Source organism: Corynebacterium choanae (genome assembly GCF_003813965.1).
Lineage (GTDB): Bacteria > Actinomycetota > Actinomycetes > Mycobacteriales > Mycobacteriaceae > Corynebacterium > Corynebacterium choanae.
This window is the reverse complement of record NZ_CP033896.1, coordinates 1,139,261-1,154,030: the sequence shown is the minus strand read 5'-3', so window position 1 is coordinate 1,154,030 and position 14,770 is coordinate 1,139,261. Positions and strand designations below refer to the sequence as shown.

The 14,770-nt window shown below is 57.6% G+C and carries 11 protein-coding genes; 7 read left to right on the top strand and 4 right to left on the bottom strand.

All coding sequences use genetic code 11. From position 1 onward, the window contains the following. Nucleotides 1-198: 198 nt before the first annotated feature. The gene (locus CCHOA_RS04155; RefSeq protein WP_123927257.1) at nt 199-1,203 is read right to left on the bottom strand and encodes an ROK family protein; all 1,005 of its coding nucleotides are present in this window, start codon (nt 1,201-1,203) and stop codon (nt 199-201) included. Nucleotides 1,204-1,517: 314 nt separating this feature from the next. On the opposite strand from CCHOA_RS04155, the gene CCHOA_RS04150 reads away from it, so the two are divergent. Further along, complete coding sequence (locus CCHOA_RS04150) at nt 1,518-3,233, top strand: long-chain fatty-acid--CoA ligase (RefSeq protein ID WP_123927254.1); 1,716 nt, start codon at nt 1,518-1,520, stop codon at nt 3,231-3,233. A gap of 138 nt (nt 3,234-3,371) precedes the next feature. Then, on the top strand, nt 3,372-4,043 hold the full coding sequence (locus CCHOA_RS04145; RefSeq protein WP_123927251.1) for an SA1002 family membrane protein: 672 nt from the start codon (nt 3,372-3,374) through the stop codon (nt 4,041-4,043). 123 nt (nt 4,044-4,166) lie between these two features. Here CCHOA_RS04145 and CCHOA_RS04140 read toward each other — a convergent pair whose 3' ends face one another. After that, nucleotides 4,167-5,279: a LacI family DNA-binding transcriptional regulator gene (locus tag CCHOA_RS04140; RefSeq protein WP_123927248.1), complete on the bottom strand. Its 1,113-nt coding sequence runs from the start codon at nt 5,277-5,279 to the stop codon at nt 4,167-4,169. Nucleotides 5,280-6,126: 847 nt separating this feature from the next. Here CCHOA_RS04140 and CCHOA_RS04135 point away from each other — a divergent pair. The 4 genes from CCHOA_RS04135 (at nt 6,127) to nagA (ending at nt 10,828) form a co-directional block, all read left to right on the top strand. After that, on the top strand, nt 6,127-7,029 hold the full coding sequence (locus CCHOA_RS04135) for an SIS domain-containing protein (RefSeq protein WP_123927245.1): 903 nt from the start codon (nt 6,127-6,129) through the stop codon (nt 7,027-7,029). Between the two features lie 305 nt (nt 7,030-7,334). After that, a complete protein-coding gene (locus CCHOA_RS04130; protein WP_123927242.1) occupies nt 7,335-8,348 on the top strand; it encodes a 1-phosphofructokinase family hexose kinase in 1,014 nt (337 codons plus the stop codon). Nucleotides 8,349-8,417: 69 nt separating this feature from the next. Continuing rightward, entirely contained in the window at nt 8,418-9,278 is an 861-nt protein-coding gene (locus CCHOA_RS04125; RefSeq protein WP_123927239.1) for a class II fructose-bisphosphate aldolase, read from the top strand. A gap of 377 nt (nt 9,279-9,655) precedes the next feature. Next, the gene (nagA, locus tag CCHOA_RS04120; RefSeq protein ID WP_123927236.1) at nt 9,656-10,828 is read left to right on the top strand and encodes an N-acetylglucosamine-6-phosphate deacetylase; all 1,173 of its coding nucleotides are present in this window, start codon (nt 9,656-9,658) and stop codon (nt 10,826-10,828) included. 339 nt (nt 10,829-11,167) lie between these two features. Here nagA and thrB read toward each other — a convergent pair whose 3' ends face one another. Both thrB and CCHOA_RS04110 read right to left on the bottom strand, forming a co-directional pair. Then, a complete protein-coding gene (gene thrB, locus CCHOA_RS04115; protein ID WP_377740028.1) occupies nt 11,168-12,091 on the bottom strand; it encodes a homoserine kinase in 924 nt (307 codons plus the stop codon). 115 nt (nt 12,092-12,206) lie between these two features. After that, complete coding sequence (locus tag CCHOA_RS04110; RefSeq protein WP_123927230.1) at nt 12,207-13,532, bottom strand: homoserine dehydrogenase; 1,326 nt, start codon at nt 13,530-13,532, stop codon at nt 12,207-12,209. Between the two features lie 573 nt (nt 13,533-14,105). Here CCHOA_RS04110 and CCHOA_RS04105 point away from each other — a divergent pair. Further along, nucleotides 14,106-14,483: a hypothetical protein gene (locus CCHOA_RS04105; protein ID WP_123927227.1), complete on the top strand. Its 378-nt coding sequence runs from the start codon at nt 14,106-14,108 to the stop codon at nt 14,481-14,483. The last annotated feature ends 287 nt before the right edge of the window (nt 14,484-14,770 follow it).

Sequence of the window (14,770 nt, the reverse complement as noted above, 5' to 3'; positions counted from 1 at the left end):
CAAATGCTTGCCTGAATTGTTGGCTCCACTACCCCAATTGTTGTCTGCCAACGCCCGGCGGCAAGCCGTGGCATATCACCCGTCCTTACTGCAGCAATAGCTGTCCGACATGGTTTGCTTACCCCCTTGGCGCTGCAGTGGCTGGTTCGGTGTCTGCCAGCCACTGCCCTGTCAAGATCGCCGCAAGTGTTTGGCAGCTTATGCGGTGGTGGCTAACGCCACGCATCCGAGCGCCTGGGAAAGATTGCCCAGTTCAGCGGGAATAAGTTCCGGCACTCCACCGGCGGTACACCGCGCCGCTAGTGCTGCTTGCAGTGGGGAAAACAGTTGACTGCCGGCAAGCCGTAATCCACCGCCGATAACCATCGGCACCGGCCCTAAAATTGCGGCCGCGTGGGCGATGATGGTGGCTAAATAGTCGATTGCATCGTCGACACAGTGCTGTGCGACCGGGTTGCCGGCCGCAGCTAACGCAAATACTTCCTTAGCACCTGCCTGTGGTGGGAGCAGCTGGGGATCCAAGGCTCGTACCCGGCGCGCCATGCCGGCTGCCGAGCAGAGGGTTTCCACAGTCCGGGTGTGGGTTGGTGCGTCGGGGTCGGGAACTGGGAGTTGTCCGATCTCTCCTGTCCATGGATGGAAAGCCAGCGGGGTGCCGGCGATCACAGTGACGAGGTATATTCCGGTACCGATGGCAATGTAGCAGCCGTGTTCTCGGTGTTTGCCAGCGCCGAAGCGGAATTCGCCACGGGCTCCGGTGCGAACATCGTGGCCTAGTCGAACGGGTCGGGCAAGCGTGTCGGTGAGCCGTGCCTGCAGGGGAAGGTTGTCCCAGTGGAGGTTTGCGCTGTGGATTGCGACCCCGGTGGATTCGTCGACGATTCCTGGGACACAGACGCCGATGGTGGGATGGATGGTTGCCTCACCGGTGAGGAGGCCGTCCCGGTGGGCGATGGTTTCTAGGTCGCCAACAGCGGCCACAATGGCGGTTTCAATGGTGTTTGGGCCGCCCTGCGGAGTGGGTGTGCTTGATTCGTGGAGTATTTCGCCGACAGCGGTGGCAATGACCCGTTTGATGTTGGTGCCGCCGACATCAATCCCGAGGATCAGCGACTGTGTGGGCTGGTGACGGGTTGGTGGTTGTCCTGTTGTGTGGTGCGGGGATGAGGCGGTGGTGGGTGTTGTGTCGCTGTGGTTGCTCATACTTGGCACTGTAGACCCCAGGCAGGCGCGAGTACGGCCTATTGGCTGATTATTATCTTTGGCCTTGTTGGGTGTTCACGGGTGCTGCCGCGGTGGTGGTGTTCCTTTCGCTGCATATCGCTGCATAGAAAAGGTCACGCATTCTGCGGTGGGTGATACTGGTGTAGCGCTAGCGGGGTGTGCGGCAACGGCTGCACGTGGGGATGTGGGAGGTGGGTACACCTCCTGCGGTGCCGGTAGACCACCTGCGGTGCCGGTGATGATTGGGCAGTGTCGCTCTCATGGTGGTCTTTTGCTGGCTACTATCTATGGGTATGCGTGCCACGATGCCTCATATACCGCTCAACGTGTCCCAGATTTTGCGCTATGGGACTCGTGTTCACCGGGATACCCAGATCACTTCGGTGAGTAACGGCGAGTTGGCGGTGACCTCATTTGGTGAAATGGGGGCTCGTGCCGCCGCGTTCGCCCACGCATTACATGATGAGCTGGGTCTGTCCGGCGATGATCGGGTGGCGACATTGTTGTGGAACTGCACCGAACAGTTGGAGGTGTTGTTTGCTGCGGCCTGCTCGGGGCTGGTGTTTGTGCCGGTGAATAAGCAGCTGATGATCGATCAGATTGTGCATATTCTCAACCATTCGGAATCTAAGGTGCTTATTGTCGATCCGCGCCTGTGCGATCTCGTGGAGCAGGTGGTGCCGCAATGCCCAACGATCACGGCACTGGTGGTGATCGATCAACTGCCGGAAGGTACCCGCCAGCCCTATATTGCGTTGCCGGTGCCGATCTATTCCTATGAGGCGCTGCTCAACGAACGACCGATTCGTTATGACTGGCCAGAACTTGATGAAACCTTGGCATGTTGTCTGTGCTATTCCACGGGGACGACCGGCGCCCCGAAAGGGGTGGCTTATTCCCATCGTTCGCTGTATCTCCATGCGATGGGGTTGCGGTCATCGGATTCGTTTGCGGTGTCCCACGGTGAACCGTTTTTGTGTTGTGTGCCGATCTATCATGTCCTTAGCTGGGGCGTACCACTGGCTGCGCTGATGTGTGGGGCACCACTGGTGTTGCCGGGGGAAGATGTGAGCCCGGCACGGTTAGCGTGGATTATTGAGCAAACCCATCCGCGGGTTGCGAACGGGGTGCCAACGTTGTGGATTTCGTTGATGCATCACTATCAGGAGCATCCGCCGCGGCGGATGAGTTTGCAGGAGATTTTCGTTGGCGGCTCCCCTGCCCCGCCGGTGCTCATTAAAGAATGGGAGGCACGCTATGGTGTTGATGTCATCCATATTTGGGGAATGACGGAAACCTCCCCGATTGGTACGGTTGCTCGTCCACCATCAGGGGTGTCAGGCCCTGCCCGCTGGGCATATCGTATCTCCCAGGGGCGTTTTCCCGCCTCGATGGAATATCGGGTGGTCTCTGACGGGGAAGAAGTCACCGGTACCGATCGCAACCAGGGGGAGATTCAGGTGCGTGGCAATTGGGTCACTGCCTCCTACTATCATCCTCCAGCGCAAGATGCTGGTGGAACAGCGGAGTTGTTCCGGGGTCAACCGGTCGATGATGCGCAGGATAAATTCACCGAGGATGGGTGGCTGAAAACTGGCGATGTGGGTTCGATTACCCGCGATGGGTTTTTAACCATTGAGGATCGGAAACGAGATGTGATCCGCTCCGGTGGGGAGTGGATTTATTCTGTGCAGTTGGAAAACCTGATTATGGCGCATCCGCTAGTGGTGGAAGCCGCCGTGATTGGCTATCCGGATGCAAAGTGGGGTGAGCGCCCCCTGGCAGTGACTGTGTTAGCGGATCCAAACCAGGCAAGTAAGGAAACCGCTGCATTATTGCGGCAACATTTGCAAGAGCATCTGCCAGGCTGGATGCTGCCAGAATATTGGACGTTTGTGCCGATGATTGATAAAACGTCGGTGGATAAATTCGACAAAAAGGATCTGCGCCAGCATCTTGCCGAAGGCGAGTTTTCCATTGTGAAGTTAAAAGGTCCTGGCCAACGCTAAACCGGCCGGACTGTACCCCACTGCCCCACTGCTTCACCGTGTCGTACCGTTGTGCTTTTTGTCTGTCCGGCTGCCGTGCCCGGCAGCCGCAGGCACAGCACCATGCTGCAGCAAACATGCTGGTGAGCTGGGCGACCAATGAGAGAGGACTTCAAAATCACCGTGGCTATCGCTGTAACTGGTATCGGCGTCGTGGCCGGCATGTTTTTCCTCATCGGCATGCTGGTGCATCGCGGCGACACCGATGTCAGTCCCCTGATTTTTCTGAAGGTGACAGTGAATTTTGTGGTGATGTTGTGCGGTTCTGCACTCACCGTAGGTGCCACAGGTTTGGTGATCGTGGCACTGATTGCCGGCACTGCTGCTGTCGTGCCAAAGCTTGACGAGGAAACAATTTATGCAGTAATCACTGGACCTGTGGTGCTGCTGGTGATTTTCCTCCTAATCACGTCCGCTGCGATACTGCAGTTTTTACTGCGGGAACAGTTGCACCGCTGGCATATGCTGTTTCGATTCTCTGACGACGACTATGCCTTGAGCGAATATTTAATCCAATGGTCGACGATTTTCTTGGCCGTGTATCAGGTGGTGTTTCAAGGGCTTTCTGAGGCTGCCAGCGAATTGCTGCATGTTGAATCTTCCCAACAGGTGCTCGCTGCTGTGTTGAACCCAAATAATATGAATCTCACGGTACAACCGCTGCTCATGTGTTCGTGGATTTCGTTGGTGATGGAAAAACTTCGTCACCGGCACCGTCTTGGGGTGCATCAACAGTGGGCAGCTCCGCAAGTGTTGTCTGATGATCGGTAGCAACGATGTTCCCCCCGGCACTAAAAGGTTGCACCACCGTACACTACCGGGCGGTGTATGTGAGGTGTCACCATCTGTCAGCCAGCCCAAGTGTTGGATCGGCGACGAAATTACCGGTGAGTGCTAGCTGGTGGTTGGCTGTTTCGTGGTGAGATATTGATAGTTGCGCGGCATGGTAGTGCGGGCAAGCACTGGTTGCGCCGGCACCAAGCTGACTTTCGCCAACGGGGATGGGAACTGTCGCCCGGGTTGCTGCGATTGGCTGTCAGCATCCGCCTGACGGCGGGAAGCGATGGCATCGATAACGGTGGTGGTTGCCATTCGTGCCACGGTAGCTAGTGGCCAGTGCACAGTGGTCAGCCGGCCGCCTTGCATATCCCGATCATGCCCCCCAAAGCCAATTACTTGCACCGTTTCGGGGACTGCGATGTCTGCTTGTTCCAACGCGGTGAGATAGCCACTGGCTAACAGATCATTGCCGCACAGCACAAAGTCGTAGAGCACCCCCACGCCTTGTGCATAGCGCTGCAAATGCTCCCGGGCGATCTCATAGCCGGCATGCGATAGCCACGACGCGGAGCGCTGTCTGGTGCACCGACCGAAGCGTTGCTCTAGTAGGTCGGTGAAGTCGTTGAAATTATCAGGACCTGCGATAAACAGTGGATTATTCACCTGATCGATGACGATCCGGTCAAGCAGGGTATGAATACCTGCCGCCGTATCCACTCCCAACGAAATTGTGCCAAGCACCTGCTCAGCAGGGGTTTCCGGAGCGATCCAGGCGACAGGAATATCGGCGGCGGCAAACAATTCCCCAAGCACATGCAGATGAGGTTCGCCGTCACACAACACCCCGGCGATCTCTACGTTGGCAATCGCTTCGCGAACCATGGTCACCGGATCGTCAATCGTTGGCGGCACCACGATTGGCAGCACAAAATAGTCTGCATCACGGGCGGTGGCAATCGCTGCAACCAACACCTCGGAGAACACTGGAAGTTTTAAGGTGGCAGGATCACGGCCGGTGATCAGCGCAATAATTTGTGACGTCTGGTAGCGAAATGCTCGCGCCGCCGCCCGGGGAATATAGCCTAATTCGAGCGCCGCATCGCGAACCCGTTGCGCGGTTGCCGCGGAAAACTTGAGCTCTTCGGCGCGGCCATTTAACACATGCGATACGGTGGCTGGGGAAACTCCTGCAAGGCGTGCCACATCTGCTCGAGTTGCTCGTTTCATGGTTGGATCCCCGTTACTGTGTTGTTCATGCGCGACCAACCTCGACTGTCACCGGCACGGGTTCGTCACTTGCAGTAAACGCAGTTCACTGCATGCCCAAGGGGCGGTCACCCACCCTGGGGGAAGCCGATGTATTCGCAGGTCAATGCCGTTCGCAAACTACTATCGCAAGCTGGTATTACCTTAGCAGGACAAGGCGTAACGTACGGGGGATTTTCTAAAAAAATCTTTGCTTTCTGGCACCCTCCCCACAGCGGATCTACTCCATAGTTCGACCATGATGCCGCACATATCCCCATTGCCCTTCGAGCCCAGCGCTGATTGCGGCACGATATTGTGTCACGCCGCCTCACCCTTTGCTGGTGCTAATTCCCAGCACCTTAAGGAAAGCTGCCGCACCATAGCTGGGCAGACAATCATGGACCGGAAGCCAGCCTGCAGGTTATGCCAGTGCAGAAAAAAAGTGCCCGTGCAGAAAAAAGAATGCACGTTGTGTACACCAGCAGTTGCAACGCCGAGCACACCTTGGATTAGACCGCCATAAAGCAGGTCGTGCAGACTCACCACCCCTGCGCCGCAGACCGACCGCTCTAGATTCGACGTTGTGGCCACGACCAGCATTTTTGCCCCGGAGCTGAGGATTTTATGATCCACCTCACAGATCGGAAGTGATTGCTTGAGCTTCTTTCAATCATATGTAATCATCGACGGTAGGTTGCCGCAGCACCATTTCGGCCCGCTGCGGCACCCCGAGGTGGCACAGCGGTCGCCAACAGACACACTATTTGGATCGACATTGCTGGCAACGACACCCCGCACCGCCGATGAAAGGAACCAGGGAACCGAAATGGCGCACACCGTAGGTACACATATGGAGCATGAACTTTCCAGTCAGCCAGCGTGTTGGCGCAAGGCAATCGCGTTGACTGACGCCCAGGCGGTGCTGCCCAAGCCGGGTGAGCGAGTCGCCGTAGTCGGCTGTGGCACATCCTGGTTTATGTCGCAAGCCTATGCGGCGATGCGCGAAACTGCCGGGGCAGGTGTCACCGACGCCTACACCGCCACAGAGGCGCGCATCACCACCGAACGGGACTATGACGTCCTGCTCGTAATCACCCGCTCAGGCACCACCAGTGAAATCATTGACCTACTGCAGCAGCACCGTGGACAGTTGCGCACCATTGCCCTGCTCGGCGATACCGATTCCCCGGTCGCTGAGCTTGCCGACACGGTGGTCGATTTATCGTTTGCCGATGAACAGTCAGTAGTGCAAACCCGCTTTGCAACCACCGCTCTGATGTTCCTGCGTGCCTCCCTACACGAGACGGAAACCCTGCACAAGGCAATCAGTGATGCTGAAACAGTACTGTCCACTCCACTCGATGACACCCTAGTCAACCAGGAACAATATACGTTCCTCGGCACCGACTGGCGGCTCGGGCTGGCCACCGAAGCAGCATTGAAAATGCGGGAAGCCTGCCAAGCGTGGACGGAATCCTACTCGTCGATGGAATACCGGCATGGGCCAATTGCAATCGCCGCACCGGGACGGGTGACGTGGGCATTAGGTCCAGTACCTACAGGATTGGCCGACCAGGTTGCCCAAACCGGTGCAACATTTATCCACACCGACCATGATCCGCTTGCGGATCTGGTGGCAATTCACCGCATTGCACTGGCCACTGCCCGGGCACGCAACCTTGACCCAGATCATCCGCGCAACCTTACCCGATCGGTGATTTTGCAATAACCGCCCCACCGGCACTCCCGCCTCACCACACGGTATTGATCCTCATACCTATAACCACCAGGCGGCAACGCGGCGTACTTCGCCTTACCTGCAATTGCGCACAGTGACCAATGCGTGCTGTCTCATGGATCACTGGTCCAAAGAGTGTTCCGACAGATCGTGGAACATGGATAAGCGCACCGGTTGGCTTTCGCAGGTGGACGTTCACGATGCGGTCACCCCCGCAACCACAGGCGCACCGCAGCTGGTGGTGGGACGAAGCACACGCAACCGCACAGCTGGTACAGATTTGAAAAAGGTGCCCCATGGTCTGCTCACATCCCCCGCAGATCCTCACCATCACCCCCAACCCGGCCCTCGATGTCACCCTCACCACCGACACACTGCCGCCCGGGGCGACGGTACGGATCCCCACCGGTAGTTATCGGCTCGGCGGCAAAGGTATCAATGTCGCAGCTGTTGCCGCATCAGCCGGCTATGCCACCACCATGATGGCACCTGTCTCGGCTTCCGCCCTTGACTTCCTACGACACTATCCCGACAGTATCCCAACCCAACCTGCAGCACATTGGATCACCACCCCCTGCCAGCTGCGGCACACCTATGCCCTCCACCAAAGCGTGGCCAACACCACCACCATGGTCACCGAAACTGGATCTGCCCAGCCGTCGGAAGTGTGGACACAACTCTCGGAGGCCACCACCGATTGCCTTGACCAGGCAGCCGCCACCGATCATCCGATTGTGGTGGTGATCTCTGGATCATGGCCACCAGCCACCCCGCTTGCAACCATCACCGACCTCTACCAAGCAGTCAGCACCCATCCGGGCTGTGCCGCACTCATCGTCGACTGTGCTGGGGAACCATTAACCGCTGCTTGTGAACACGGTGCCATTGTCAAACCAAACCTCGCGGAACTCACCGAAACCACCGGCCACACCAATCCCATCGACGGCGCCCACGCCCTCCTCGGCCGCGGGGCCGCCGCAGTAATTGTCTCCTGTGGTGAAGACGGACTCATCGCTGCCTACCCCAGCCACACCATCACTGCGAAACTCCCCTATCCCCTCGATGGCAATCCCACCGGCTGCGGGGATGCACTCGTTGCTGCACTAGCTACCGGACACGCCGACAAAGCACCACTTCAGACAATAATCCGCACTGCGGTCGCCTGGTCAGCAAGCGCAGTACTCGTTGCCTATGCCGGGGCAATTGATCCACAGTGGGAAGCACTGCTTCACCAAGTGCAACTCACCGCAGTGCCCCACACGCCACCACCTGCCAGCCCGCCGCCCCACACCAGGGCTTGCCCTACCTAGCAGATAACGCGTCTTCCTTCTGCACATCCCACCGATGCCACAATCCTTTTTTCAACCCAGGAGCCTGCCATGACCCGCATTCGATCCGCCCGCATCGTCGACGACGCTGTCCAAGGCGGCCACGGTGTCGCCGCGTTCAACGTCATCCATTTGGAAACAGCCGAAGCACTCGCGGCAGCCGCCGACGAAACCGGGCTACCGCTGATCATGCAGCTAAGCCACAACTGTGTCCGCTTCCACAACGATCAACTCGCCCCCATCGGGCAAGCAATGATCGATATTGCTGCCGCCGCCACAGCCCCGATTGCTGTTCACCTTGACCACTGCGAATCAGTCGAACTCGCCAAAGCTGCCATCGACCTCGGATTCGATTCGGTGATGTACGACGGATCAGTACTTCCCGTAGCTGACAATATTGCCAACACCATCCAGGTCGTCGAATATGCCCACGCCGCCGGTGTGAGCGTGGAAGCTGAACTCGGTGAAATCGGGGGCAAAGGTGCCCACACCCCAGGGGTGCGCACCAATCCCGCCGAGGCGAAACAATTCGTCGCCGACACCGGTGTCGATCTGCTCGCTGTTGCGGTCGGCTCCGAACATGCCATGGTGCAGCGAACTGCCCGCCTCGACATGGCGCTCATCAGCGAACTTCACCACGCCGCAGGAGTCCCTCTAGTACTGCACGGATCATCCGGTGTACCCGATGATGAGATCCAACGGGCAATCACCGCCGGCATGACCAAAATCAATGTTTCCACCCATCTCAACAGCCATTTCACCCGCGGCATCCGTGACTATCTTACCAATCATCCGCAGGTAGTTGACTCCCGCAAATATCTCGCCGCCGGCCGCGCCGCCCTCCAAGCCGAAGCTGCCCGCCTGCAACGTGTACTGCACGATCCCACCCTCGCCAGCTCACCGCAGGAATAACACAACCATCACCACACCTAGGGTGGGCAGGTAGGCGACTGTGAGCAGCATCAAAGACCAGACTGCAAGCATTCGCCACCGCCCACCCCATCTCAGGGCCTAGATTAGAAGCATCGACTGGAACACTGTTGTCAGTGATCAGATCAGTTGCCTCGCCTTGCCTGCTGGTGGCAGCAGGGAATAACACTAGCCACGGTTGCAAGCACGAGATAACCCCAGCCGCTCACCGGCGCCGCTACACGCCACCATTTCGCCTACAAGGTGCGCAAACCCAGTTAGCAGCCTCGGCGCCGAGGCAGCAATCTCCGGCGCGGCATCCCGCCGATCTGATCAGCTCAACACTTCCCACACCAAAGAAAGGTAAGCGGTCCGCAACGATGACTTCCCTCACTTGTCTGAACGCTCTCGTCTATGACGGCAGCGGCAACACCCCCCTGTCCAATGCTGCTGTACGAGTCAGCGACGGTGTTATCACCCATGTAGGTTCCACGAGTGAAGCCACACATTGGCCAGCATCCACCACCACCATTGATGCCCACGGTGCACCGCTTTGCCCCGGCTATATAGATATTCACCACCACGGCGGCGGCGGAATGGCCTACGACGATGGTCCTGCAGCGATCGACCACATTATGGCCGCCCACCTTGCCCACGGTACGACTCGTTGCGTCATGTCCTTTGTCACCGACGACTTTGCGACCATGACCAAACGGATCGCGGCCGCCGCACAAATAGTGCGCACCAACCCACATCTGTTAGGTATCCATCCGGAAGGACCATTCCTTGACCCTGGGCATAAAGGCGCCCATCCCCTCCAAGAGCTGAAAGATCCACTCCCGGAATATCTGCACCAGCTCATTGACGCTGCCGCCGGCACCATGGTGCAAATCACCCTCGCCCCAGAAAAAACCGGCGGAATGGAGGCGGTCACCACTTTGCGCAGCCACGGAATTGTCCCTGCAGTCGGACACACCACCTGCTCATATGAACAGGCCAATGAAGCCTTTGCGCGGGGCGCCCGAATACTCACCCACGCGTTTAACGCCATGAATGGTATCCATCACCGCGCACCAGGTCCAGTTATTGCCGCCCTGCGGGATCAGCGAGTGTTCCTCGAAGTCATTAACGACACCATTCATGTCCACCCAGAAGTTGTCGCTACCCTGTTTGCCGAAGCACCACAGCGAGTCGTCCTGGTAACTGATGCAATGTCGGCCACCTGCAACCCGGACGGCGACTATATGTTAGGGCAGCTTGCGGTCACCGTCACCGATGGTGTCGCCCGGCTCCAAGAGGGTGGATCACTCGCCGGATCAACCTTGACCATGGACTGTGCCGTAGCTAACGCAATCACTAAAGTTCACGTCGATCCTGCGGTGGCTATCGCTGCCGCGACCAGCCATCCGGCGCAGGCCATCGGTATGGACGACCAATACGGCTATCTTCGCCCCGGCTATCCAGGGGATTTGCTACTCCTTGATCCAGAGACCTTCCTGCCGACCATGATCTACACCGACGACACACAGATCACCCCAGCGGCTGCCCGGTAACCTTTGCGGCATACGCGCGAAAACCATCCAACCAACTGTGGTTGACGATAAGCCGCTAAGCTGTGCCCAACTGGTCAGCAACTCTGCACCGTCCTACCCAAGACACCGTCTCCCTGGGGCACAGCACTGTGCTTGAGTCCTCGTAGTGTGCAACTTGAAACAAAGACACCCCAACACGCGAAATCCGTGCTGGGGTGTCTGAATATATGCTGCAATAGTGCGCAGTGTTCTCCTTGGGCGAAACGCCACAGTGAACCAACCCAGCGGCCACTCAAGGGCACCAGGTGCGCAGGGAGGAGATCCTGCGGCCAGCAGGAGCACCTATTCCACCGCCTTGAATTAGCCGGTCACCGTCACCGCTACAGGTCCTGCAATGTCGAGCTCATGCACAGTCAAACCACGACTGCGAGCCTCCTCTAACAGCTCGGGAGCAACAGGTTCGATCGACAACACCATGGCGGTCGGACCTGCACCGGAAAGAAACGCCGGATACCCCAAATTCCGCAACCGGTTGACCCACTCAGCAGTCACCGGCAGCACATCGGCACGATACGGCTGATGCAACCGATCCCGGGTTCCTTCCCACAACAACTCTGGGTTCTGCGACAACGCAACCAGCATCACCGCACAACGAGAAACGTTAAACCGGGCATCAACATGTTTGACCGTGTCGGGCAACACTTGACGCACTGCTTGCGTAGACGCTTTAAAATTCGGCACCAAGGCAGTGGAGCGGATACGTTCATCGATCGGCACCCGGTAGGCACGATACTGTGGTTGGGTTTCGCCATCGACCGGGATCTCTGTCCACCCAACGACCGCCCCACCGAGCACACTGGCCGCAGCATTATCTGGATGACCTTCAAATTCGCTGGCCAACTGCACTATCTGTGCATCGTCAAGCACAAATCCCGCCAAGCCATTGGCTGCTGCAACACCTGCTACAGCAGCTGACGCGGAAGACCCCAGTCCACGCGACTGTGGAATACGGTTATGGCACGTCACTTTCAGCCCTGGTGCTTGCACACCTGCGGCTGCCAGCCCTGAACGAATCGCACGAACCACCAAATGCCGTTCATCGAGTGGCACTTCACCGGCACCCTCACCGGTGACCTCCACAGCTAAACCGCTCTCGGTTACCTCAACAGTCACGTCATCGTAGAGGGTGACAGCAATACCCAGGGTGTCAAACCCCGGTCCAAGATTTGCTGACGATGCTGGAACTTTCACCTGTGCTGTTCGCCCCACGGGAAGCAGAGTCACAAGTATTCACCACCTCATAATTGTTCGTCATCTACACACAAGAAACCATCGACACACACCGACCCCGCACCCCGCCTGTATGAACCGTCTGCGAGGAGCCGAAGTAGTCCGGGTGTTAGTCGTTGTGCAAACGCAATACCGAATTGACACTGCGCACCGCAGACAGATCCTGCAACGCTGCAACAGTTGCTTGCAGATCACGCTCTAATGCTGCGTGGGTGACCACAATCAGCCGGGCAGCACCGTCGTGTTCCTCCTGCCGGACTGTCCGCAACGAAACCCCATGGTCAGCAAACACTTTCGCAATCTCTGCGAGCACACCAACCTGGTCGGCAACATTCATATCGACGTGGTAGCGGGTGGTGACTTCCCCGAAATCTGCGATTGGCAGATTCGCATAGGTGGACTCCCCTGGGGCACGCCCCCCATGCACCTTGTTGCGGGCAGCACCCACCAAGTCACCCAACACAGCCGAAGCGGTCGGTGCGCCGCCGGCACCATTACCGTAGAACATCAACTTGCCAGCAGCTTCCGCTTCGACGAACACCGCATTAAACGACTTTGACACGCTAGCAAGCGGATGCGAGATAGGAACCAACGTCGGATGCACCCGGGCAGAGACCTTCTCCTCCCCCTGATCAGTGGTGATGCGTTCACAAATCGCCAACAGCTTGATGGTGTAGCCGGCAGCCTTCGCAGCAGCCACATCCTCAGCGCTCACATTCGAGATGCCTTCACAGTGCACGTCCGAGAAGTTCACCCGGGTATGGAAAGCCAACGACGCTAAAATAGCAGCCTTCGAAGCCGCATCATGGCCCTCAACATCGGCAGTTGGATCCGCTTCGGCATAGCCCAGATCCATGGCCTCCTGCAGCATCACATCATAGGATGCGCCAGTTTTATCCATGGCATCCAAAATGAAGTTTGTGGTGCCGTTGACAATCCCCATCACGGTATCGACTTTGTCGCCGGCAAGCGATCGACGAAGCGGCCCTACAACAGGAATTGCCGCCGCAACAGCAGCTTCAAAATACAGATCAACCCCGGCGCGATCAGCAGCCTCACCAAGTTCGGCAGAACACGCTGCGACCAGCGCCTTATTGGCAGTCACTACCGATTTGCCGGCGTTGAGAGCGGCGAGGACGAGTTCCTTGGGATATTCGATGCCGCCAATAACTTCCACAACAATGTCAACATCGTCGCGTTCGATGAGAGCTTTCGCATCGGTAGTCACCAGTTGCGGATCAAGATCGGGGTGTTTGTCCGGATTGGACACTGCCACGCCGCGGACTTCAATTCGTCCCCCGATGCGGTGTGTCAGATCATTCGCAGACTCACCAATAAACTGCAGGACAGAACGGCCGACAGTGCCGTGCCCGAGCAGGGCGACACCGACAACCGGTGTCGCAGGTGCAGTGTGAGCAGTATTCGTCGCAGTCATTGGACTCCCAAGGACGTCTATTCAATAAAAATACGGGTATATGTCTGGTGTGGTGGGCAAGTTCGTCGCACCACCTCGGTGTTGCAGTAATTGTGCAATACTCCCTGAACATCTTAACCTGTCGAGTCCACGCACCCTAGTGTCGGCTTGTCGGTGTGTGTGCCCCCGAGTGCATGGGGTTGGCTGTGTCCCCGGTTGAGGTACGTCCTCAGTGGGTGCACCCGGCCGGTATTGACGGGTTTGGCCATGAGCTGGAAAAGGGACGGCTTCCTGCCCTATTCGCGCTTGTTTTGCGAGGTAGCTAACCCAATTGGGAGGCACACTGGGTGAGGTGGGCGGTGCTGGAGAACGCTCAGGCGTGCGCACCCCTAGCGGGGCGCGTCTACCAAACTTCTGTGCAGTTCAGGTGGTCAATGTAACGCCGGATACAAAACTGTACGATACTCACCTTGACTGCACCGTGTAGATCCTTCGACACTGCACCCAGCTGGTTGCAACGCATCGTCGAAAGCTGGGTGGGTTGTGGTGCACGGTCTCTGAGTTCAACGATGACAATATAAGGTGGTTTTTTCTATGGCTATTCGTCGTATGCAAATGTCGGTTGTTGCCGCTGCTACAGCGTTGACTGTCGCTATTGCCGGGGTTCCCGCAGCTCAGGCTGTGGAGGGCACGAAGGTGGAAGTGAGCCGCGATGGTTCGAGTGGTTTCAACTTCAACTCTTCCGGCAAGGATGTTCGCGGTGAGGAGCATGCCAACCAGGTGAACTCTTCGCGTGATGGTTTCACTTCGTCCAATGCGACTGGTGAACAAGCCGCGAAGCAGCAGCAGAGCAAGAATGACGACTTGTCCAGCGATTCGACGATCAAGACGCTGGTTACCGTACTCGCGGTCGCTGCTATTTTCGTTGCCGGCTATAACTATGCTGTTGTCGGTGGCATGCTGCCCCGATAATTCGGACAGGATGCCGGTTCCTGCTGTCATCGTTTGACCATCGCTGGTAAAAGCGGGATAGCAGGAGCGCTAGCGACACTCCAGTGGTAGACAATGGTGCACAATGCACACTTCGATTGCTGCCGCTGGAGTTTTTTCTTCCCTCCTGATGCTGCGGTTTCGATCCGGCGAAGGCAACAACTGGTATTTCCATTGCCTGGCAATGGTGTAGATTGCGTGAGCAGCGGTTATTTGTAGACAACAAAGGGGAAAGCCACAGCGAAGACGATGCTCGATGGCATCAAATT